Here is a 21,199-nt window from a genome sequence, read left to right as displayed (position 1 = left end):
GTCCGTGCCCTTCGCTTTTCTCATGTGCTGACGCCTTGAAGGCTGTGTAGATGCACATGAATAACAAGATTCCATTAGCCACGCCCGCTGACAACGGGCCAACGAAGAACTTTGAACCATGGCCACTATCCACGTAGACGGCAAAGCGCTCGAAGTCGATGGGGCGGACAACCTGTTACAGGCATGTCTGTCACTCGGTCTCGACATCCCTTATTTCTGCTGGCACCCGGCGCTCGGCAGCGTCGGTGCCTGTCGCCAGTGTGCGGTCAAGCAGTACACCGACGAGAACGACACCCGTGGTCGTATCGTCATGTCCTGCATGACACCGGCCACCGACAACACCTGGATCTCCATCGACGATGAAGAATCCAAGGCGTTCCGCGCCAGTGTCGTCGAGTGGCTGATGACCAACCACCCCCACGACTGCCCGGTCTGTGAGGAAGGCGGTCACTGCCACCTGCAGGACATGACGGTGATGACCGGCCACAACGAGCGCCGTTATCGCTTCACCAAGCGTACCCACCAGAACCAGGACCTCGGCCCGTTCATCTCCCATGAGATGAACCGCTGCATCGCCTGCTACCGCTGCGTACGTTTCTATAAAGACTACGCCGGCGGTACCGACCTCGGCGTATTCGGCGCCCACGACAACGTGTACTTCGGTCGCGTTGAAGACGGCGTGCTCGAAAGCGAATTCTCCGGCAACCTCACCGAGGTCTGCCCCACCGGCGTGTTCACCGACAAGACTCACTCCGAGCGCTACAACCGCAAGTGGGACATGCAATTCGCCCCGAGCATCTGCCATGGCTGCTCCAGCGGTTGCAACATCTCCCCGGGCGAGCGCTACGGTGAACTGCGTCGCATCGAAAACCGCTTCAACGGTTCGGTCAACCAGTACTTCCTGTGCGACCGTGGCCGTTTCGGCTATGGCTATGTCAACCGCGAAGACCGCCCACGCCAGCCGCTGCTGGCCGATGGCGCCAAGCTGAGCCTGGACGCGGCGCTGGACAAAGCCGCCGATCTGCTGCGCGGCCGTAACATCGTCGGTATCGGCTCGCCCCGCGCCAGCCTCGAAAGCAATTTCGCCTTGCGCGAACTGGTCGGCGCCGAGCACTTCTACAGCGGCATCGAAGCCGGTGAGCTGGAACGCATCCGCCTGGTCCTGCAAGTGCTGAACGACAGCCCGCTGCCGGTGCCGAACATGCGCGACATCGAAGACCACGACGCCATCTTCGTCCTCGGTGAAGACCTGACCCAGACCGCCGCGCGTATCGCGCTGTCCCTGCGTCAGTCGGTCAAAGGCAAGGCTGAAGAGATGGCCGACGCCATGCGCGTACAGCCCTGGCTTGACGCGGCAGTGAAGAACATCGGCCAGCACGCGCTGAACCCGCTGTTTATCGCCAGCCTGGCTGAAACCAAGCTCGACGATATTGCCGAAGAGTGCGTACACGCCGCACCGGACGACCTGGCCCGCCTCGGGTTCGCCGTAGCCCATGCCCTCGACGCCAGCGCCCCTGCCGTCGAAGGCCTGGATACTGAAGCCGCCGAACTGGCCCAACGCATCGCCGACGCTCTGCTGGCGGCCAAGCGTCCATTGATCATTGCCGGTACCTCGCTGGGTTCCAAGGCGCTGATCGAAGCGGCGGCCAACATCGCCAAGGCGTTGAAGCTGCGCGACAAGAACGGCTCCATCAGCCTGGTTGTACCGGAAGCCAACAGCCTCGGCCTGGCCATGCTCGGTGGCGAGTCCGTGGATGCTGCCCTGCAAGCGGTGATCGACGGCAACGCCGACGCCATCGTGGTGCTGGAAAACGATCTGTACACCCGTACCGATGCGGCCAAGGTTGACGCTGCGCTGAACGCCGCCAAGGTGCTGATCGTCGCCGACCACCAGAAGACCGCCACCAGCGACCGCGCCGACCTGGTACTGCCGGCCGCCACCTTCGCCGAAGGCGACGGCACCCTGGTCAGCCAGGAAGGCCGCGCCCAGCGCTTCTTCCAGGTGTTCGATCCGAAGTACATGGACGCCAGCATCCTGGTTCACGAAGGCTGGCGCTGGCTGCATGCCCTGCGCGCCACCCTGCTGAACCAGCCGATCGACTGGACCCAGCTCGACCACGTCACCGCCGCCACTGCCGCGAGCGCGCCGCAGCTTGCCCGGATTGTCGACGCCGCGCCGTCCGCCGCGTTCCGCATCAAGGGCCTGAAACTGGCCCGTGAACCGCTGCGCTACTCGGGCCGCACGGCCATGCGCGCCGATATCAGCGTGCACGAACCGCGTACGCCGCAGGATATCGACACCGCGTTTGCCTTCTCCATGGAAGGCTACTCGGGATCGGCCGAACCGCGTCAGCAGGTGCCGTTCGCCTGGTCGCCGGGCTGGAACTCGCCACAGGCCTGGAACAAGTTCCAGGACGAAGTCGGTGGCCACATCCGTGCCGGCGACCCGGGCACCCGCCTGATCGAAACCCAGGGCGATTCGCTGAACTGGTTCACCGCCATACCACGTCCGTTCAACCCGGCTCAGGGCACCTGGCAGGTTGTGCCGTTCTTCCACCTGTTCGGCAGCGAAGAGAACTCTTCCAAAGCCGCGCCGGTAAAAGAGCGCATTCCGCAAGCCTACGTGTCCGTGGCCAAGTCCGAAGCCGACCGCCTGGGCGTCAACGACGGTGCCCTGCTCAGCCTGACCGTGGCCGGCCAGACCCTGCGTCTGCCGCTGCGTATCAACGAAGCGTTGGGCGCCGGCCTGGTTGCACTGCCTAAAGGCCTCGCCGGCATCCCGCCTGCGATCGAAGGTTTTACCGTTGACGGTCTGCAGGAGGCAGCGCAATGACCTGGTTCACCCCTGAAGTGATCGACGTGATCATCTCGGTCGTCAAGGCTATCGTGATCCTGTTGGCCGTGGTTGTGGCGGGCGCCCTGCTCAGCTTCATCGAACGTCGCCTGTTGGGCTGGTGGCAGGACCGTTACGGTCCGAACCGTGTCGGCCCGTTCGGCATGTTCCAGATCGCCGCCGACATGCTGAAGATGTTCTTCAAGGAAGACTGGACCCCGCCGTTTGCCGACAAGGTGATCTTCACCCTGGCACCGGTCGTGGCCATGAGCGCCTTGCTGATCGCCTTCGCGATCATCCCGATCACCCCGACCTGGGGCGTGGCGGACCTGAACATCGGCTTGCTGTTCTTCTTCGCCATGGCCGGCCTGTCGGTCTACGCGGTGCTGTTCGCCGGTTGGTCGAGCAACAACAAGTTCGCCCTGCTGGGCAGCTTGCGGGCCTCGGCCCAGACCGTGTCCTACGAAGTGTTCATGGGCCTGGCGCTGATGGGCATCGTGGTGCAGGTCGGCTCGTTCAACATGCGCGACATCGTCGAGTACCAGGCGCAGAACCTGTGGTTCATCATTCCGCAGTTCTTTGGCTTCTGTACCTTCTTCATCGCTGGCGTGGCCGTGACTCACCGTCACCCGTTCGACCAGCCGGAAGCGGAACAGGAACTGGCCGACGGTTACCACATTGAATACGCCGGTATGAAGTGGGGCATGTTCTTTGTCGGTGAGTACATCGGCATCATCTTGATCTCGGCCCTGCTGGTCACGCTGTTCTTCGGCGGCTGGCATGGTCCATTCGGCATCCTGCCGCAGTTGGCGTTCTTCTGGTTCTTCCTGAAGACCGCGTTCTTCATCATGTTGTTTATCCTGCTGCGCGCTTCCATTCCGCGTCCACGATACGACCAGGTGATGGATTTCAGCTGGCGCTTCTGCCTGCCGCTGACCCTGATCAATTTGCTGGTGACCGCTGCCGTTGTGTTGTTGAACACGCCAGCGGGCGCGGTTCAGTGAGGATTTGACCCATGTTCAAATATATTGGCGACATCGTTAAGGGTACCGGTACCCAGTTGCGAAGCCTGGTGATGGTTTTCGGCCACGGCTTTCGCAAACGCGACACCCTGCAATACCCGGAAGAAGCGGTGTACCTGCCGCCGCGCTATCGCGGCCGCATCGTACTGACCCGCGACCCCGATGGCGAAGAGCGTTGCGTAGCCTGCAACCTGTGCGCCGTGGCGTGCCCGGTGGGTTGCATCTCCCTGCAGAAAGCTGAAACCGAAGACGGTCGCTGGTACCCGGACTTCTTCCGCATCAACTTCTCGCGCTGCATTTTCTGCGGCCTCTGCGAGGAAGCTTGCCCGACCACCGCGATCCAGCTCACACCGGATTTCGAGATGGCCGAGTTCAAACGTCAGGACCTGGTGTACGAGAAAGAAGATCTTTTGATTTCCGGTCCCGGTAAAAACCCTGATTACAACTTCTATCGTGTTGCAGGTATGGCCGTTGCCGGTAAGCCCAAAGGCGCCGCACAAAACGAAGCCGAGCCGATCAACGTGAAGAGCTTGCTGCCTTAAGGAAGAAAGATGGAATTCGCTTTCTATTTCGCATCGGGTATCGCGGTTGTGTCCACGCTTCGCGTGATCACCAACACCAACCCCGTGCACGCCCTGCTCTACCTGATCATTTCGCTGATCGCCGTGGCCATGACCTTCTTCAGCCTCGGCGCACCGTTCGCCGGTGTGCTGGAAGTGATCGCCTACGCCGGCGCCATCATGGTGCTGTTCGTGTTTGTGGTGATGATGCTCAACCTGGGGCCGGCTTCGGTCGCCCAGGAACGCGTCTGGCTCAAGCCCGGCATCTGGCTCGGCCCGGTTGTCCTCGCGGCGCTGCTGCTGGGTGAACTGCTGTATGTGCTGTTCGCTCACCAGAGCGGCCAGGCCATCGGCCACACCACCGTGGATGCGAAAGCCGTCGGCATCAGCCTGTTCGGCCCGTACCTGCTGGTGGTCGAACTGGCGTCGATGCTGCTGCTCGCCGCAGCCGTCACCGCCTTCCACTTGGGCCGCAACGAAGCCAAGGAGCAATGACGATGCCTGCTATCCCTTTGGAGCATGGTCTGGCGGTCGCCGGCATCCTGTTCTGCCTTGGCCTGGTCGGCCTGATGGTTCGCCGTAACATTTTGTTCGTGTTGATGAGCCTGGAAATCATGATGAACGCCGCCGCACTGGCGTTCATCGTCGCGGGTGCACGTTGGGGCCAGCCGGATGGACAAGTCATGTTCATCCTGGTGATCAGCCTGGCAGCCGCCGAGGCCAGTATCGGCCTGGCGATCCTGCTGCAGCTGTACCGTCGCTTCCACACGCTTGATATCGACGCTGCCAGTGAGATGCGCGGATGAACATGATCTTTCTGACTTTCCTGTTTCCCCTGATCGGTTTCCTGCTGCTGTCGTTCTCTCGCGGGCGCTGGTCGGAAAACCTGTCCGCGCTGATCGGCGTGGGTTCGATTGGCCTGTCGGCGATCGTCGCCGCCTACGTCATCTGGCAATTCAACGTGGCGCCGCCGGAAGGCGGTCACTACACCCTGGTGCTGTGGCAGTGGATGTCGGTGGAAGGCTTCAAGCCCAACTTCGCTCTCTACATCGACGGCCTGTCGATCACCATGCTCGGCGTAGTGGTCGGCGTGGGTTTCCTGATCCACCTGTTCGCGTCCTGGTACATGCGCGGTGAAGCGGGCTACTCGCGCTTCTTCTCGTACACCAACCTGTTTATCGCCAGCATGCTGTTCCTGGTGCTCGGCGATAACCTGTTGTTCCTGTACTTCGGCTGGGAAGGCGTGGGCCTGTGCTCGTACCTGTTGATCGGTTTCTACTACAGCAACCGCAACAACGGTAATGCCGCGCTCAAGGCGTTTATCGTCACCCGTATCGGCGACGTGTTCATGGCCATCGGCCTGTTCATCCTGTTCCAACAGGTGGGCACGCTGAACATCCAGGAACTGCTGGTACTGGCACCGCAGAAATTCCAGGTCGGCGACTTCTGGATCACTCTGGCCACGCTGATGCTGCTGGGCGGCGCCGTGGGTAAATCCGCGCAACTGCCACTGCAGACCTGGCTGGCGGACGCGATGGCCGGCCCTACCCCGGTGTCGGCACTGATCCACGCCGCAACGATGGTAACCGCCGGTGTCTACCTGATCGCCCGTACCCACGGCCTGTTCACCCTGGCGCCGGAGATCCTGCACCTGGTGGGCCTGGTCGGCGGCGTGACCCTGGTACTGGCCGGCTTCGCCGCGCTGGTACAGACCGACATCAAGCGCATCCTCGCCTACTCGACCATGAGCCAGATCGGCTACATGTTCCTGGCCCTGGGCGTCGGCGCCTGGGACGCGGCGATCTTCCACCTGATGACCCACGCCTTCTTCAAGGCCCTGCTGTTCCTCGCTTCCGGTGCGGTGATCGTGGCCTGCCACCACGAGCAGAACATCTTCAAGATGGGCGGCCTGTGGAAGAAACTGCCATTGGCCTATGCCAGCTTCATCGTCGGTGGTGCAGCCCTGGCCGCCCTGCCGCTGGTGACCGCCGGTTTCTACTCCAAGGACGAAATCCTTTGGGAAGCCTTTGCCAGCGGCAACCAGAACCTGCTGTACGCAGGCCTGGTAGGTGCCTTCATGACCTCGCTGTACACCTTCCGCCTGATCTTCATCACCTTCCACGGTGAAGCCAAGACCGAAGCACACGCAGGCCACGGCATCTCGCATTGGCTGCCACTGTCGGTGCTGATCATCCTGTCGACTTTCATCGGCGCCATGATCACTCCGCCACTGGCCGGCGTATTGCCGGAAAGCGTGGGCCATGCCGGCGGCGACGCCAAGCACAGCCTGGAAATCGCCTCGGGCGCCATTGCCATTGCCGGTATCCTGCTGGCGGCCCTGCTGTTCCTCGGCAAGCGCCGCTTCGTGACCGCCGTGGCCAACAGTGGCATCGGCCGTTTCCTGTCGGCCTGGTGGTTCGCTGCCTGGGGCTTCGACTGGATCTACGACAAACTGTTCGTCAAGCCGTACCTGGCCATCAGCCATGTACTGCGTAAAGACCCGCTCGACCAGACCATTGGTTTGATCCCGCGCGCGGCCAAAGGCGGTCACACAGCCTTGAGCCGCAGCGAGACCGGCCAATTGCGTTGGTATGCGGCTTCCATGGCGGCTGGCGCCGTGCTGGTGATCGGCGCCATCGTAGTGGTAGCGGTCTGATATGAACTTTGCGAACTTGCGAAAGGAAACGAGCCCGTCATGATTCTGCCCTGGCTAATCCTGATCCCCTTTATCGGCGGCCTGCTCTGCTGGATGGGTGAACGCTTCGGCGCCACCCTCCCCCGCTGGATTGCGTTGCTGACCATGTCCCTGGAACTCGCGCTCGGCCTCTGGCTGTGGGCCCATGGCGACTATTCATTTGCTCCGGCACCGGGTGTCGATCCGACGTTCGCGCTTGAATTCAAGCACGTGTGGATCCAGCGCTTCGGCATCAACGTGCACCTGGCCCTCGACGGCCTGTCGCTGTTGATGATCCTGCTGACCGGCCTGCTAGGTATCCTCTCGGTACTCTGCTCCTGGAAAGAGATCCAGCGTCACGTGGGCTTCTTCCACCTGAACCTGATGTGGATCCTGGGCGGCGTGGTCGGCGTGTTCCTCGCCCTCGACCTGTTCATGTTCTTCTTCTTCTGGGAAATGATGCTGGTGCCGATGTACTTCCTCATCGCGCTCTGGGGTCACAGTTCTTCGGACGGCAAGAAAACCCGGATCTACGCGGCGACCAAGTTCTTCATCTTCACCCAGGCTTCCGGCCTGATCATGTTGGTGGCGATCCTGGGTCTGGTACTGGTCAATTTCAACAACACCGGCGTGATCACCTTCAACTACGCCGATCTGTTGAAGACCAAGATGTCGCTGACCACCGAGTACGTGCTGATGCTGGGCTTCTTCATCGCCTTTGCGGTGAAGCTGCCGGTGGTGCCGTTCCACTCCTGGCTGCCGGATGCGCACGCCCAGGCACCGACCGCCGGTTCCGTCGACCTGGCCGGTATCCTGCTGAAGACCGCTGCGTATGGTCTGCTGCGTTTTGCCCTGCCGCTGTTCCCGAATGCTTCGGCCGAGTTTGCGCCGATTGCCATGACCCTGGGTCTGATCGGGATTTTCTACGGTGCGTTCCTGGCTTTCGCGCAAACCGACATCAAGCGTCTGATTGCCTTCTCGTCCGTTTCCCACATGGGCTTCGTACTGATCGGCATCTACTCGGGCAGCCAACTGGCGTTGCAAGGCGCCGTGATCCAGATGTTGGCCCACGGTGTCTCGGCCGCCGCACTGTTTATCCTGAGTGGTCAGTTGTACGAGCGCCTGCACACCCGTGACATGCGTGAGATGGGTGGCGTGTGGTCGCGCATTGCCTACCTGCCGGCGATCAGCCTGTTCTTCGCCGCCGCGTCCCTGGGCCTGCCGGGCACCGGCAACTTCATCGGCGAGTTCCTGATCCTGATGGGCGCGTTCGTACAAACGCCGTGGATCAGCGCCATCGCCACCTCGGGCCTGGTATTCGGTTCGGTCTACTCGCTGATCATGATCCACCGCGCTTACTTCGGCCCGGCCAAGTCCGACACCGTCCTGAAAGGGATGGATGCGCGCGAACTGATCATGGTGCTCGGTCTTGCGGTATTACTGATCTATATCGGCGTGTACCCGCAACCGTTCCTGGACACGTCTGCCGCAACGATGCATGGCGTGCAGCAGTGGTTCGGCACCGCCTTCTCTCAACTCGCTTCGGCCCGGTAAGAGCGCTATGGAATTCACGATCCAACACTTTATCGCGCTTGCGCCGCTGCTGATCACCAGCCTCACCATCGTGGTGGTGATGCTGGCGATCGCCTGGCGCCGCAATCACTCGCAAACGTTCCTGCTGTCCTGTGCCGGGTTGAACCTGGCCCTGCTGTCGATCATTCCGGCCCTCAAGGTCGCGCCGTTGGCGGTCACCCCGCTGATGATGATCGATGACTTCGCACTGCTGTACATCGCGCTGATCCTGGTGGCCACCCTGGCGTGCGTCACCCTCGCCCACGCCTACCTCGGCGAAGGCGGCACCGGCTACCCAGGCAACCGCGAAGAGCTGTACCTGCTGATCCTGCTGGCTGCGGCCGGCGGTATCGTGCTGGTCAGCGCGCAGCACCTGGCCGGCTTGTTCATCGGCCTGGAACTGCTGTCGATCCCGACCTACGGCCTGGTGGCCTACGCCTTCTTCAACAAGCGCTCCCTGGAAGCCGGCATCAAGTACATGGTGCTGTCGGCCGCCGGTTCCGCGTTCCTGTTGTTCGGTATGGCCCTGCTCTACGCCGAAGCCGGCAGCCTGAGCTTCACCGGTATCGGTCACGCCCTGGCCGCCACCCACCTGCCTGCACCGATCGCCCAGCTGGGCCTGGCCATGATGCTGATTGGCCTGGCGTTCAAACTGTCGCTGGTGCCGTTCCACCTGTGGACCCCGGACGTGTACGAAGGCGCCCCGGCGCCGGTGGCTGCGTTCCTGGCCACGGCGTCGAAAGTCGCGGTGTTTGCGGTGATGGTGCGTCTGTTCCAGATCTCCCCTGCCGCCAATACCGGCGTGCTGAGCAACGTGCTGACCGTGATCGCGATTGCGTCGATCCTGTTCGGCAACCTGCTGGCGTTGACCCAGAACAACCTCAAGCGTCTGCTGGGTTATTCGTCCATCGCGCACTTCGGCTACCTGCTGATCGCCCTGGTGGCGAGCAAAGGCCTGGCCGTGGAAGCCATCGGCGTGTACCTGGTCACCTACGTGATCACCAGCCTCGGCGCGTTCGGCGTGATCACATTGATGTCCTCGCCTTACAAAGGCCGTGATGCCGACGCGCTGTACGAATACCGCGGCCTGTTCTGGCGCCGTCCGTACCTGACCGCTGTGCTGACCGTGATGATGCTGTCCCTGGCCGGTATCCCGCTGACCGCAGGCTTTATCGGCAAGTTCTACATCGTCGCTACCGGTGTTGAAGCGCATGAGTGGTGGCTGGTTGCATCGCTGGTACTGGGCAGCGCCATCGGCGTGTTCTACTACCTGCGCGTGATGGTCACCCTGTACCTGATCGAGCCGAACCTGCGGCGTGTGGATGCCGAGCTGCACTGGGAACAGAAAGCCGGTGGCGTAATGCTGCTGGCCATCGCCCTGCTCGCCTTCTTCCTGGGCGTGTACCCACAGCCGTTGCTCACCCTGGTGCAGCATGCGGTGCTGGGTGTTTGATCGCTTAGCGGGATGTGAGTAAACAAAAACGGCGCCTTTCGGGCGCCGTTTTTGCATTGAGGGGATTGGGTTGGAGGTTTTCAGCGCAGTGCCAAGCCGGGTTTAGCAATGCCTTTGGTGGGGCTGCTGCGCAGCCCGGCGCGGGGCAAGCCCGCTCACCACAAAGGCCTGTTCACAATAAGAGCCTGTAGACCACAAGCTCAGTCACCACAAAGCTCCCCCTTATCCAATCAGCCCGCTCACTACAAGCGGATTAGAACGCAATACCGACCTTGAACCCGTACTCGTCACGCTTGAGCTTGGTGTTGTCGGCCACGGGGGAGTCTTCATCCAGTTTGTATTCGGTGCGGGTGTAGTACAGGCCCGCCATCACAGGCAGGTTGCCTTTCTGATTCATCAGCAGGCTGACTTCCGCGTACGGGTTGGTGCGGTCTTTAAGGTCCACGGAATCGCTGCCCAAGCCGTCAACCTTAACTTTGACGCGGCCGTCGAGGGTGTGACGCGCACCGGCTTCAACCCGCAGGGTCATGTCATCGAACTGGTGGTTGTAACCCAGTGCCGCCTTGGCAAATGGCGATTTGGTGGTCAGCTCAAGGTCATAACCGTTGGACTCTGGCTCGTAGCGGGTCCAGCTGTAACCACCGCCCACGATCACATCGACAAAGTTGCGCGCATCCAGCGCGGCACGCCAGCCCAGGTCGAGATCGGCTTGGCCTTCCTTGAGTTTGTTGTCGCTCTTCTCACCGTACTTGGCTTCGATGCCGGCTTGGTAAATAAAACCGGACTCAGCGGTGAGCTTGTTGCCGAAGGTGTAGAACAGGCCTGCTTCAGGCATGTGCTCCTTGTCGCTCTGGCTGCCGCCTTCGAGTTTGAAATCGTTGTAGCTGCCCTGCAGCCCGAAGATGGAAATCGGGTCGGTGGACGGTGCTGCGAACGCCATCGCCGGCGCGGTGGCCAGGGCGAACAACGAAGCGTTCTTGAGGAATGTTCCGAATAGTTTGGACATCGTTTTACATCTCCTTGTCAGGTGGACAAATTATTCAGGAATCGCTTCGAACCTTCGCACGTGCAAAAGGTTCGAAAAAAATCACCTGATTTTGGAGGTAAAACGGTTCAGCGAATGCTCTAGATCAAGGCTCTTGGCGGCTCGCCCGGATCAAGCCGTCCAGTGCGTCCTTCAAGTGCGGATGCGTCGGCACCTGAATGCCGAAGGTGTCACGCAGCAACGCCAGCAGTTCATCAGTGTGGTGCACCGTACGCTTGGCGCTGGGCCGGTCGAGGTAGTGAATCGCGTAGTGCGCGTTATTCAACGTGTGGCGCTCCCCCACGGCCAGCCGCGCGACTTTGAGTTGTCCCAGAAATGGCGAGCCAGGGTGAGTCGAGACATACCAGTTGCCGATTTCATAGTCGATGTCGGCCTGCACTTGCAGGTCGAACACATACAAGCCGCGCCATTCCCCGGCCACCTCGGCCCACAGCGTGTAGCTGCCCTCCCGTGCATCGAAAGTCACACGGTAGGGCTCATGGGCCGTGGCCTGCGCCGCTTGACTATCAAGCAGTAAGGGACTGCTGGGCACCATGCCACCAAAGCCCACGTCGGTGATGTAGCGCGCCCCGTCCAGGGTCACCAGGCTCAGGCGATGGGTACGCGCCGTACGCGCGTCCGGTGGGCCGCCCATAACCACTCGCCCCGTGATGCCGCGCGCGTCGAAGCCCAGTTCCTGCAGCAGTATCAGAAACATCTGGTTCAATTCGTAGCAGTAGCCGCCTCGCCCTTCGAACAGCACTTTATGCTCGACACTCGGCAGATCGATCGGCACCGGCTGGTGCAGCAGGGTCGACAGGCTTTCGAAGGCGAAAGTGCTGACATGACGCAATTGCAGGTCCTGCAGGGTTTGCAGAGTGGGCGGCGGCGGCGTGTCGTAGCCCAGGCGTTGCAGGTAGCGTTGGCAATGGTTGAGTCGAGGCATGGCACGGTCCTTGGGCAAGGGCAAAGGCGTCACTATGCCGCGCTCGCGTGCAGACTGTCATTTTGAATGAACCTTTTTAAACGCCTTCCTATCCATTTATAACAAGTCAGGGAGGCACCATGAGTACCGCAAAAATCTACACCATTAATTATCAGCTGCACGGTCAACCGAAGTCCTTTGTAGTACGCGCCGAAGTGATGAATAACGCCGAGGCCTGGCATTGGGCGGCGGTCGACGCCGACATTGCCCACGTGAGTCGCATAGGCCGCGTGGGCCATGAGCAAGTAAAGAAAACCACCCGTCCGTGGGCGGAGAAATACGGCATCACCGATGTCACCTGGATGCCACCTAAATAACCCCACCCCTTAACGAAAAAGCCCCGCTCAATCGAGCGGGGCCTGCCTTACTTCTTCAAGTCGCCCAACGGATCGTAGGGCGGCTTTTTTTCCGGTTGATCCTTCTTGTCCCTGTCCAACGGCGCGATGGCCGGGCCGATGGGGTCGACCTGCGGGTCAGCGACATCCGGCGAGTCCGGGTCGAAACCCAGCTCATCCTTGCCGCTGGCATGCTCGCTGGAGCGTGGGCCTTTGTCTGGAGCGTTCATGGGTGTCTCCTCTAGAGCGGACGGGCTTTATCGTGAAGGTGTTCCAGGTCTTGCTCGGCCTGCTCCACATCGTCGTCGGTGTCCGGACGATCCGCCGGGTCATTGGGACGCAGGGCGTCGTTGTCGCGCTCTTCTTCGCCGGGGGTACGGTTGGGGTCCGGCGTGCCGGGCGGCGGCTGTTTGTATTCGGGCATGGTGGTTCACCTCGCAAAGGTTGGTGGCCTGCATCGATTTAGAGAAAGCCCTGCGCACCAACGTTCAACTTGTTTGCCCAGGCGTGCGATGATGCCGCACCGCCACCCTCTGGAGACCTACCCCGGATGTTCGAGCTCAAACCCTGCGACCCTGCCACCTACCGTCGACAGACCCGCCGCAGCACGCTGATCGTGGCCTTACTGTTCCTGGCCCTGGCCATGCTGCTGTCGAGCCTGGCGGTGATGCTGTTCGGCGAACCTGGCGGGGACAATTTTCGTTTCAATGTCGGTGGTGTATTCGCGGGTGTGCTGATCACCGTGGCGCTGGTGCGCGGCCCGTTCTGGAGCCAGGCGTGGCTGGCGCCGGCGGTGTATGGCTGGCAGCTCAAGCGCAGCCTGATGAGAGTGACCAATGTGATGCACAACGTTACCGAGCGGGTGCAGGCCAACGATCCGACGGCCATGAAGCTATTGCGCTTCTATCATCTGGGGCTGACCCAGATGCACGCACTGGATGCCAACTCCAGCGCCCAGGCACAGTTGGTCGGTGAGATGCAGGCCCACGCCGGCAAGATGCAGGCGCTGGGGTTGGACACCGACCAGACCCGCCTGGACCCCGCCTGGCTCGACCGCATCAAGAGCGCCTGAGTCACACCACCGTGGGGCGTGCGCGCCAGCAAAACAGTGCACTCACGGCGATGGCCGCGCCGGCCAGGCCGAACACCAGCGGTGCTGACGCCACCGGCAGCAACAGCCCCGCCAGCAGCGGTCCGAGGCCTGCGCCGATGTCGCGCCACACCGCATTGGATGCCAGCGCCGATACACGCATCGCACCGGGATTGCGCTCGGCCACCAGGGTGGTTACCAAGGGCAGTTGCAAGGCGCGCAATACCAACACCGCCGCCGCCCCGACAATCACCCAATGGCTGCCGAACGCGCTCAACGCCAGGGCACTCAAGAACGAAAACAGCAGCAACATCGACGTCGCGCCGAAGCGTTGCGCCGCCTGCCCGCCCAAGGGGCTCAAAAGCAGCTCCGACACATACCGCAACGCCATCAGGCCGCCGGCGATCAGCACCGCGTCACCGCCCATACTCTTCTGCGCTTGAATCGACAGGCCAAAGATAAACAGCCCATCCAGCGCCACGCCCTCAATAAACGACCACAGGGCCACACTGTCGGGCCATCTGAAGCGACGTACGCCACTGTTTTGCAAGGCGTGGCCGGCGCTGGGTAAGCCGCGCGCCATCCACACCCCAACCAGGCAACAGCCGGCCAGGAGCATAAAGATCGGACGCGGCCCGGCCCATACTGTGAGCCAGCCGCCAAACGGCAGCGCGAGCATCGGTCCCAAGGCGACCAACGCCCGCGAACGCCCCGCGCGTCGTGCGGCACCCGCCGGCTCGGCGGTCGCCAGCACTTGGGTCGACAGGTTCAGCGCGGCGAAACACAGCCCCCACACCAGCCGCAACCCCAGCAAGGCGGCAAACCCGGACAGCAGCGAATTGCCGACGGCGCACAGGGCGGCCGCGCCGGCGGCGATCATGCAGGTCAGACGATCACCGTGGCGCGCGTAAAAATTCAGTACATGCCGGTAGCCGAAGATCCGCACCAGGCGATTGGCCGCCAGCAACACCCCGGCCTGGGCCAGGGTGATGCCAAAGGCCTGGGATTGCATGGGCAGCAACAGGTAGAGCAGGACATCGCTGGGCAGGCACAGGGCGAGAGTCAGCGCGGCGCGCCGTGAGGTGGAGTCGGCAGAGCGTTGGGCCTGGCTGGACATAAATCTGAAACATCCCGAAATCTTCAGGCGGTCAAGGTAGCGTTCCTCCACGGTTTTTTACAATGTCCGGTCAGCCCTTTTGCAGAGGACGATCACCGTGAGCCGCTGACCATACCCCCAGAAACTTCCTACATCCATGATGCTGCGTTCTCTGCACCCTTTGCGCTTTCCTTCATCCCTACTGCGAGAGCCCATCCATGTGCAACGCTCAACACCCTGCTGATGCCCCTTTAAACAACGGCCGCCGCAACTTTCTGCGCCTCACCGGCGTCGGCGCGGGAGCGATCATGCTGGCCGGTGCCTTGCCTGCCAGCCTGGTGAACGCGGCGCCTGCGCCTAAAGTCGCCAACGATCTCAACCCACAACAGGCATTGAAACGCTTGATGGAAGGCAACCAGCGTTACGTCGATGGGGTTACCAAGCGCCATGATTTCACGCATGAACGCGAGGCTCTGGTGGGCGGTCAGAACCCCTTCGTCGCGGTGCTCAGCTGCGCCGATTCGCGGATCGCGCCGGAATACGCCTTCGATACCGGCCGCGGCGACCTCTTTGCGGTGCGGGTGGCGGGCAATTTCGTCACCGAGGACGGGCTGGCCAGTCTCGAATACGCCGTGGCAGTGCTGGGTACACCGCTGATCATGGTGCTGGGGCACGACCGCTGCGGCGCCGTGGCGGCCGGGGTCAAGGCCGTCAAGGACAGCGCGCGCTTCCCCGGCAAAATCCAGGGCCTGGCCGACGCACTCAAACCGTCCGTCACCAAAGTGCTCAAGGCGCCGGGCGACACCCTGGATAACGCCATCGCACAAAACGTCCAGGACACGGTGGCACGGCTCAAGGCCGAATCAAGCCTGCTGAGCGATGCCCTGGCCAAAGGCACGTTGCAAATTGTCGGCGGCGTATACCGCCTGCACAGTGGCGAGGTTGAGCTGATCGGCTGATCCACCCCGCAGCCGGTTCAGCCGGCGAGTGCGCTCAGGTCCAGATGGCCATCGAGTATCGGCGGGCACCAGTAATAGCCCCCGGTCAACGGCGTGCTGATGCGGTACAGGCCGTCGACAATCCCGTCTTCCAGACCGCTCATGCGGCGCAGCTGCGCTTCGAATGCATCAAAGGAGTGGCCGAAGGCGAGAAACATCAACCCGGCCTGGCCATTCTCGGCCCAGGGCATGGAGCGGCGCACCACGAAGGCTTCGGGAGTGAAACTCTCCTGAGCGGTGCGCTTGGTGTGGGCGGACTCAGGCGCGTCTTCCAACTCTTCGTTATCGCCATGGCGACGGCCGATAATATGGTCGCGCTCCTGGGCCGGCAGCGCGGCGAAACCGTCGAGGTCGTGCCGCCACTGCTGAAGGGCGGCGAAGCTTGCGCCACTGGCGCTCATCGCAGCGTCGACCGCAGCCTCATCGTGAGGGTTTTCGGTGCCGTCTTCGTAATCGGTGAGGTCGAAGCCTGTCTTGTAGCGGAAACCTTCAAGCGACTGCACCAGGCGAAACGCGGGGGCCAGGGCCTTTTCGAATGCGCGAGCGCGCAACAGCAGTTCGCCACGATCCACACCATGCAGCCATACCCACAACGCCTGCTGGGTCGATGGGTTATGTGCCCCCGGCCCGCTGATCGGTGCAAACGGCCGCAGACCGTCAATCGTCGCGCCCAGTGCAGTCACCAGCGGCTCGCCGAGGCCGACCACCGCCGCCGCATCGGTCAACCGCACCAGGGCGTCCAGCGCGACGGGCACAGCGGCCAGGGAATCCACGGCAAAAAACAGATGGCGTGCCTGCAACGGCACCGGTGCGGCAAGAATGCCCGGCTGGTACTGACTCATGTGAACTCCTTCAAGAAAGGCGCGCAGTTTACCCGGCACCCGTGGCGCTGCGTACTGCAAAGCGCACAAGCCTTGCCATAGAGCCCTTGGTTGGGTGACCCTCTAGTCAAGCACCAGTCAAGTTTTGTAACCATTACAGGGATAGCGCTATGACCACTCAGCACCTGCTCGCCCAGCTGTTTCCCACTTCCACCGCCCAAATCCCCGAGCAATACCGCCTGGCGGCGCCCATCGAACAGCGTGATTACCTGGTGGACGGCCAGTTGCAGGTGTGGAACGGCCCATTGGCCCAGGTCCACAGCCCGGTGCAGTTGGGTGATCAGCGCGTGGTGATCGGCAGCACGCCGCTGTTGGACGCCGACACCGCCCTCACCGCCCTTGATGCCGCCGTGCGCGCCTATGATCGTGGCCAGGGCGAATGGCCGACGATGCGCGTGGTCGACCGCATCCGCCACGTCGAAGCGTTTTTGCGGCGCATGCGCGAACAGCGTGATGCGGTGGTCAAGCTGCTGATGTGGGAGATCGGCAAGAACCTCAAGGACTCGCAGAAAGAATTCGACCGCACCTGCGACTACATCACCGACACCATCAATGCCCTCAAGGAACTGGACCGCCGCAGCAGCCGCTTCGAGTTGGAACAGGACACTCTCGGGCAGATCCGCCGCGTGCCCCTGGGCGTGGCGCTGTGCATGGGCCCCTACAACTACCCGCTCAACGAAACGTTCACCACGCTGATCCCGGCGCTGATCATGGGCAACACCGTGGTGTTCAAGCCGGCCAAGCTCGGCGTGCTGCTGATTCGCCCATTGCTGGAGGCGTTCCGCGACAGCTTCCCGGCCGGGGTGATCAACGTGATCTATGGCAGCGGCCGCGAAACCGTCAGTGCGCTGATGGCCAGCGGCAAGATCGATATCTTTGCGTTTATCGGCACCAACAAGGCCGCCAGCGATTTGAAAAAACTGCACCCCAAGCCGCACCGCCTGCGAGCCGCCCTCGGCCTGGACGCAAAAAACCCCGGCATCGTGCTGCCGGAGGTGGACCTGGACAATGCCGTCAGCGAAGCGCTCACCGGCTCGTTGTCATTCAACGGCCAGCGCTGCACCGCACTGAAAATTCTGTTCGTGCATGCAGACGTGGTCGAGGCGTTTATCGAGAAATTCAACGCCAGACTGGCGACGCTCAAGCCCGGCATGCCATGGGAAGACGGCGTGTCCCTGACGCCGTTACCGGAAGTCGGCAAGGTGGATTACCTCAACGGCCTGGTGGCCGACGCGGCGCAACACGGCGCCCAGGTGGTGAATGCCAATGGCGGTGCCAGTCGCGGTTCGTTCTTCTACCCGGCGGTGCTGTACCCGGTAAACCCGCAAATGCGTGTGTACCACGAGGAGCAGTTCGGCCCGGTGGTACCGATCGTGCCCTACCGCGACCTGGAGACCGTGATCGACTACGTACTGGAGTCGGACTTCGGCCAGCAACTGAGCCTGTTCGGCAACAACGCCGAAGCCATCGGGCGCCTGGTGGACACTTTTGCCAACCAGGTTGGGCGCATCAATATCAACGCCCAATGCCAGCGCGGGCCGGACACCTTTCCGTTCAACGGGCGCAAGAACTCGGCCGAAGGCACGCTGTCGGTACATGATGCGTTACGCGTGTTCTCGATCCGCACCCTGGTGGCGACCAAGTTCCAGGACAGCAACAAGGCACTGGTCAGCGAGATCCTGCGCAACCGCGATTCAAGCTTCCTGACCACTGACTACATCTTCTAGGTTCACCTCGGTCAAACCATGTGGGAGAGGGCCTGGCCTCGATAGCGATGTGTCAGCTAACCGATTCTTTACTGATCCACAGTTATCGAGGCATAGGTATCTACACAACGTTGGCTCAACGCTGAATTCCCGGCAGATAGGGCTGTTGTGGCGAGCGGGCTTGTCCCGCGTTGGGCTGCGCAGCAGCCCCAAAACCAGCCTCTACAGAGTGTCTGATACACCACATTCTTCTTTACTGGGGCTGCTTCGCAGCCCAACGCGGGGCAAGCCCGCTCGCCACAGGGGATTTGTCTGGATCTGAAAGTTGTGTAGATACCCATGGTCATCGGGGGCAAGCCCCCTCCCACATTCGAATTGTGTACATCTCCAGAATTGAGGCCCCGTTGTTATCAATGAATCTGCCTATGGTTGCCCGGCGCCTGTTGCGCCCGTTGCTCGACCCCTACCGCCGCTATCGCCATGCCAAGCTGATCCACGCCGTGCGCGTGTCCATCGGGCTGCTGGCGACGATCCTGCTGACCACCGGCCTCAACCTGCCCCACGGAGAGTGGGCGTCGGTGACCATGCTGATCGTCATCGGCGGTTTGCAGCACCACGGCAATATCGGCAAGAAAGCCATGGAGCGCGCCTACGGCACGTTGATCGGCGCCAGCGTCGGCCTGCTGCTCGTGGTGCAACAGGCCTACTTCGGCCTGCCGCTGCTGACCTATCTGTTGATGTCGATGGTGTGCGGGTTCTTTTCCTATCACGCCATCGGCAAGGGCGGTTACATCGCGCTGCTGTCGGCGATCACGGTGTTTATCGTCGCCGGCCACGGCGACAACCCGATCTCGGATGGCTTGTGGCGCACGGTGGATATCCTTATCGGCATCGGGCTGGCCCTGGCGTTCTCGTTTGCCCTGCCGCTGTACGCCGTCTACTCGTGGCGCTACAACCTGGCCGGTGCGTTGCGCGACTGCGCGCAGATCTACAGCCGGATCATCAACGGCCAGTCGGTCACCGACGACGAACACCTCAAACTGCTCAACCGCCTGAACGCGGCGATGCTGCAATTACGCTCGCTGATGCCGTCGGTGTCCAAGGAAGTGCGCATCTCCATGACCGAGCTGGACGTGATCCAGCGGCACTTGCGCCTGTGTATCAGCACGCTGGAGATCCTTGGCAATACCCGCCCGGACCCTCGCGATGAACAGGCGATGGCGCGGATGCAGGTGATGCTGAAGGCCGAGCATCGGCAGATTCGGGTGCAGCTGGTGGGGATGGCACGGGCGTTGAGGTCGGGGGTGACGGAGCGGTTGGAGCGATCAGGCAATGTAACGCCCGACCGTAACCTGCTCGAAACGCCGGTACGTAATGGTTTAGATGGTTACCGGTTGTTGACGCTGCAATTAGCCGCCAACATCGACACGATGCGTGAGGGGCTTCTTAAAAACTCGGAGCAGTGGAAAATCTGAAACGAAATCAAGGGGAGTAGACTCAACGATTAAATGAGTCAACTCCCTGTTTTCACAGCCAACCCACTGCTCCAAACGCCGCAGATCTAATGTGGGAGGAGGCTTGCTCCGATAGCGGTGGGTCAGTTTACCTATTTTGACTGACACAGCGCCATCGAGGGACAAGCCCCTCCCACAGAGTTATGCCTTGCGCAAAATTGTAGGTTCAGGGATGTTTTACCGCATATCCCGAGCCTCAAGACTATAAGGACAAACGCAAAAACGGGACGGATTATTGAATAATCCGTCCCGTTTTAGTGTGTTACCGTTATGGTGTGGCTTTTTGCTCCTAATGGGTATTAGTTACTAACGACCGATACGGTGTTGTTTTCGTTGTTTGCAACGTATATCACCCCGTTGGGCAGTATTGTTATTCCCTCTGGCCTGTTGAATCCGGTGATTTGTCCCACTACCTCTTCCGTAAGAGTATTAATTATGCTAACCGTGTTAGCTGTCTGTTGTGTGAAGTATGCCATGTGGGTGGTTGGGTCAATTGCTATGGAGTGAGGTGCTGACATTCCAATCAATTTTTTTATGTTAGTCAGGCGATCCGTGTTGCTGATTGCGATCATGTTTTCAGTTATGACCGGTAAATATAAGCGAGATCCCATCCGGCTATTTTGACTGTACGCCATGGTACCTAAAACCCTTCCTGGAACATTTTCAGGAAGATACTGGGATGAGGAGATATTCATCATATAGGTTCCCCATCCTGAACCGAGATACAGGCGCGTTCCTTCTGGGTTCACCAACGCGCTGCTCCACTCCCAAAAATTATTGCCTAGATTTGCAAGTGTGCTGCCATTCAAAGCGTTGTAGCGTACAACGTAATTTTTGGCTTCAGGTAATTGATCATAAAAACTCACGGTAACATATAAGTGTGTTCCAGGGCCATTTAACGCTAGTGCATTTGCATATCTCTTGGAAATTGTCAGAATCGTTGCATAACTGGTAGTATTTATGCAGTGCACAGCATGTGCTAGTGAAACATACAGACGACTTCCATCATTACTGATTGTAAGTTGAGGTCGCGCTTTAAGTTCGCCTATATTGGTAATGGTGTGAATGACTTCGTTTCTGTCAGTGTCAATGACTGTAATAGAATTTCCTGGCGCATAGGTCACGTAAACCCGAGTACCAGCACTGTTGGATACTATCGCACTGGGACTTGTGCCCACCGGAATATTTTTAATAATCCGCATTTCCCGCTTAACCGTATAAGTCGTCAACGGAAAAGGTTGTCCCCGCCTTTCAGTACTGCCATCCAACGTCACTTCGCAGTTGACGTTCATCAAGCCATTGTTCTGCACCCCCGAAAACCAACCGCGCGCCACATCCTTATTCACCAGCCCCGCCGCCGCTTCCCCTGAGTTGATCGCATACCCGTCAAGCACCTTCAAGTCGTCCACGCCCGGACTGCTGCAGGTCAGCCATACCCTTTGGTTGATAAAGCTCA

The 21,199-nt window shown here is 60.8% G+C and carries 20 protein-coding genes; 13 read left to right on the top strand and 7 right to left on the bottom strand.

The window, feature by feature from the left end; genetic code table 11:
- The first annotated feature begins 118 nt into the window (after positions 1-118).
- Genes nuoG through nuoN form a run of 8 tightly spaced genes read left to right on the top strand, consistent with a single transcriptional unit; the run spans position 119 to position 10,114 of the window.
- Positions 119-2,833: an NADH-quinone oxidoreductase subunit NuoG gene (nuoG, locus tag G7025_RS03415; protein WP_181076613.1), complete on the top strand. Its 2,715-nt coding sequence runs from the start codon at positions 119-121 to the stop codon at positions 2,831-2,833.
- The gene (nuoH, locus tag G7025_RS03410; protein WP_181076612.1) at positions 2,830-3,837 is read left to right on the top strand and encodes an NADH-quinone oxidoreductase subunit NuoH; all 1,008 of its coding nucleotides are present in this window, start codon (positions 2,830-2,832) and stop codon (positions 3,835-3,837) included. The genes nuoG and nuoH overlap by 4 nt, the downstream gene beginning before the upstream one ends.
- An 11-nt stretch (positions 3,838-3,848) precedes the next feature.
- Entirely contained in the window at positions 3,849-4,397 is a 549-nt protein-coding gene (gene nuoI, locus G7025_RS03405) for an NADH-quinone oxidoreductase subunit NuoI (RefSeq protein WP_003174725.1), read from the top strand.
- 9 nt (positions 4,398-4,406) lie between these two features.
- The gene (gene nuoJ, locus G7025_RS03400; protein ID WP_016974048.1) at positions 4,407-4,910 is read left to right on the top strand and encodes an NADH-quinone oxidoreductase subunit J; all 504 of its coding nucleotides are present in this window, start codon (positions 4,407-4,409) and stop codon (positions 4,908-4,910) included.
- Between the two features lie 2 nt (positions 4,911-4,912).
- The gene (nuoK, locus tag G7025_RS03395; protein ID WP_003174727.1) at positions 4,913-5,221 is read left to right on the top strand and encodes an NADH-quinone oxidoreductase subunit NuoK; all 309 of its coding nucleotides are present in this window, start codon (positions 4,913-4,915) and stop codon (positions 5,219-5,221) included.
- Positions 5,218-7,071, top strand: coding sequence for an NADH-quinone oxidoreductase subunit L (gene nuoL / locus G7025_RS03390; protein ID WP_034098705.1), 1,854 nt, complete (start codon positions 5,218-5,220; stop codon positions 7,069-7,071). The genes nuoK and nuoL overlap by 4 nt, the downstream gene beginning before the upstream one ends.
- Before the next feature lie 39 nt (positions 7,072-7,110).
- The gene (gene nuoM, locus G7025_RS03385) at positions 7,111-8,643 is read left to right on the top strand and encodes an NADH-quinone oxidoreductase subunit M (RefSeq protein WP_034098707.1); all 1,533 of its coding nucleotides are present in this window, start codon (positions 7,111-7,113) and stop codon (positions 8,641-8,643) included.
- 7 nt (positions 8,644-8,650) lie between these two features.
- On the top strand, positions 8,651-10,114 hold the full coding sequence (nuoN, locus tag G7025_RS03380; RefSeq protein ID WP_181076610.1) for an NADH-quinone oxidoreductase subunit NuoN: 1,464 nt from the start codon (positions 8,651-8,653) through the stop codon (positions 10,112-10,114).
- Between the two features lie 253 nt (positions 10,115-10,367).
- Here the strand turns inward: nuoN and G7025_RS03375 are convergent, their stop codons facing one another.
- Together G7025_RS03375 and G7025_RS03370 are read right to left on the bottom strand one after the other, a co-directional pair.
- Complete coding sequence (locus G7025_RS03375) at positions 10,368-11,120, bottom strand: outer membrane beta-barrel protein (protein ID WP_181076608.1); 753 nt, start codon at positions 11,118-11,120, stop codon at positions 10,368-10,370.
- 124 nt (positions 11,121-11,244) lie between these two features.
- Complete coding sequence (locus tag G7025_RS03370) at positions 11,245-12,084, bottom strand: arylamine N-acetyltransferase family protein (RefSeq protein ID WP_181076607.1); 840 nt, start codon at positions 12,082-12,084, stop codon at positions 11,245-11,247.
- 119 nt (positions 12,085-12,203) lie between these two features.
- On the opposite strand from G7025_RS03370, the gene G7025_RS03365 reads away from it, so the two are divergent.
- On the top strand, positions 12,204-12,440 hold the full coding sequence (locus G7025_RS03365) for a DUF6555 family protein (protein WP_181076606.1): 237 nt from the start codon (positions 12,204-12,206) through the stop codon (positions 12,438-12,440).
- Positions 12,441-12,487: 47 nt separating this feature from the next.
- Here G7025_RS03365 and G7025_RS03360 read toward each other — a convergent pair whose 3' ends face one another.
- Both G7025_RS03360 and G7025_RS03355 read right to left on the bottom strand, forming a co-directional pair.
- Positions 12,488-12,688 (bottom strand): DUF6021 family protein, encoded by a 201-nt coding sequence (locus tag G7025_RS03360; protein WP_181076604.1) that lies wholly within the window; start codon positions 12,686-12,688, stop codon positions 12,488-12,490.
- Positions 12,689-12,699: 11 nt separating this feature from the next.
- Positions 12,700-12,882, bottom strand: a complete 183-nt coding sequence (locus tag G7025_RS03355) for a hypothetical protein (protein ID WP_181076603.1) — start codon at positions 12,880-12,882, stop codon at positions 12,700-12,702.
- Positions 12,883-13,008: 126 nt separating this feature from the next.
- Between G7025_RS03355 and G7025_RS03350 the strand changes: the two genes are divergently transcribed.
- Positions 13,009-13,530, top strand: coding sequence for a DUF3087 family protein (locus G7025_RS03350; protein ID WP_181076601.1), 522 nt, complete (start codon positions 13,009-13,011; stop codon positions 13,528-13,530).
- 1 nt (position 13,531) lies between these two features.
- On the opposite strand, the gene G7025_RS03345 is transcribed toward G7025_RS03350, so the two are convergent.
- Positions 13,532-14,665: an MFS transporter gene (locus tag G7025_RS03345; protein WP_181076600.1), complete on the bottom strand. Its 1,134-nt coding sequence runs from the start codon at positions 14,663-14,665 to the stop codon at positions 13,532-13,534.
- Between the two features lie 197 nt (positions 14,666-14,862).
- Between G7025_RS03345 and G7025_RS03340 the strand changes: the two genes are divergently transcribed.
- Entirely contained in the window at positions 14,863-15,603 is a 741-nt protein-coding gene (locus tag G7025_RS03340) for a carbonic anhydrase (protein ID WP_181076598.1), read from the top strand.
- Positions 15,604-15,620: 17 nt separating this feature from the next.
- Here G7025_RS03340 and G7025_RS03335 read toward each other — a convergent pair whose 3' ends face one another.
- Positions 15,621-16,484 (bottom strand): Dyp-type peroxidase, encoded by an 864-nt coding sequence (locus G7025_RS03335; protein ID WP_181076597.1) that lies wholly within the window; start codon positions 16,482-16,484, stop codon positions 15,621-15,623.
- 149 nt (positions 16,485-16,633) lie between these two features.
- Between G7025_RS03335 and G7025_RS03330 the strand changes: the two genes are divergently transcribed.
- Positions 16,634-18,250: an NADP-dependent glyceraldehyde-3-phosphate dehydrogenase gene (locus G7025_RS03330; RefSeq protein WP_181076595.1), complete on the top strand. Its 1,617-nt coding sequence runs from the start codon at positions 16,634-16,636 to the stop codon at positions 18,248-18,250.
- A 392-nt stretch (positions 18,251-18,642) separates the two neighbouring features.
- Positions 18,643-19,704, top strand: coding sequence for an FUSC family protein (locus tag G7025_RS03325; protein WP_181076593.1), 1,062 nt, complete (start codon positions 18,643-18,645; stop codon positions 19,702-19,704).
- Between the two features lie 338 nt (positions 19,705-20,042).
- Here the strand turns inward: G7025_RS03325 and G7025_RS03320 are convergent.
- Positions 20,043-21,199: YncE family protein (locus tag G7025_RS03320; protein WP_375139321.1), on the bottom strand; the 1,157-nt coding region annotated here is incomplete at its 5' end.

Origin of the sequence: Pseudomonas lurida (assembly GCF_013522705.1) — a bacterium.
Taxonomy (GTDB): Bacteria; Pseudomonadota; Gammaproteobacteria; order Pseudomonadales; family Pseudomonadaceae; genus Aquipseudomonas; species Aquipseudomonas quebecensis.
This window is presented reverse-complemented; position numbering and strand designations above follow the sequence as displayed.

Excerpts from the sequence above, each read along its gene's own strand:
- nuoG (WP_181076613.1), top strand. The coding sequence starts at position 119 with ATGGCCACTATCCACGTAGACGGCAAAGCGCTCGAAGTCGATGGGGCG.
- nuoH (WP_181076612.1), top strand. The coding sequence starts at position 2,830 with ATGACCTGGTTCACCCCTGAAGTGATCGACGTGATCATCTCGGTCGTC.
- nuoI (WP_003174725.1), top strand. The coding sequence starts at position 3,849 with ATGTTCAAATATATTGGCGACATCGTTAAGGGTACCGGTACCCAGTTG.
- nuoJ (WP_016974048.1), top strand. The coding sequence starts at position 4,407 with ATGGAATTCGCTTTCTATTTCGCATCGGGTATCGCGGTTGTGTCCACG.
- nuoK (WP_003174727.1), top strand. The coding sequence starts at position 4,913 with ATGCCTGCTATCCCTTTGGAGCATGGTCTGGCGGTCGCCGGCATCCTG.
- nuoL (WP_034098705.1), top strand. The coding sequence starts at position 5,218 with ATGAACATGATCTTTCTGACTTTCCTGTTTCCCCTGATCGGTTTCCTG.
- nuoM (WP_034098707.1), top strand. The coding sequence starts at position 7,111 with ATGATTCTGCCCTGGCTAATCCTGATCCCCTTTATCGGCGGCCTGCTC.
- nuoN (WP_181076610.1), top strand. The coding sequence starts at position 8,651 with ATGGAATTCACGATCCAACACTTTATCGCGCTTGCGCCGCTGCTGATC.
- G7025_RS03375 (WP_181076608.1), bottom strand. The coding sequence starts at position 11,120 with ATGTCCAAACTATTCGGAACATTCCTCAAGAACGCTTCGTTGTTCGCC.
- G7025_RS03370 (WP_181076607.1), bottom strand. The coding sequence starts at position 12,084 with ATGCCTCGACTCAACCATTGCCAACGCTACCTGCAACGCCTGGGCTAC.
- G7025_RS03365 (WP_181076606.1), top strand. The coding sequence starts at position 12,204 with ATGAGTACCGCAAAAATCTACACCATTAATTATCAGCTGCACGGTCAA.
- G7025_RS03360 (WP_181076604.1), bottom strand. The coding sequence starts at position 12,688 with ATGAACGCTCCAGACAAAGGCCCACGCTCCAGCGAGCATGCCAGCGGC.
- G7025_RS03355 (WP_181076603.1), bottom strand. The coding sequence starts at position 12,882 with ATGCCCGAATACAAACAGCCGCCGCCCGGCACGCCGGACCCCAACCGT.
- G7025_RS03350 (WP_181076601.1), top strand. The coding sequence starts at position 13,009 with ATGTTCGAGCTCAAACCCTGCGACCCTGCCACCTACCGTCGACAGACC.
- G7025_RS03345 (WP_181076600.1), bottom strand. The coding sequence starts at position 14,665 with ATGTCCAGCCAGGCCCAACGCTCTGCCGACTCCACCTCACGGCGCGCC.
- G7025_RS03340 (WP_181076598.1), top strand. The coding sequence starts at position 14,863 with ATGTGCAACGCTCAACACCCTGCTGATGCCCCTTTAAACAACGGCCGC.
- G7025_RS03335 (WP_181076597.1), bottom strand. The coding sequence starts at position 16,484 with ATGAGTCAGTACCAGCCGGGCATTCTTGCCGCACCGGTGCCGTTGCAG.
- G7025_RS03330 (WP_181076595.1), top strand. The coding sequence starts at position 16,634 with ATGACCACTCAGCACCTGCTCGCCCAGCTGTTTCCCACTTCCACCGCC.
- G7025_RS03325 (WP_181076593.1), top strand. The coding sequence starts at position 18,643 with ATGAATCTGCCTATGGTTGCCCGGCGCCTGTTGCGCCCGTTGCTCGAC.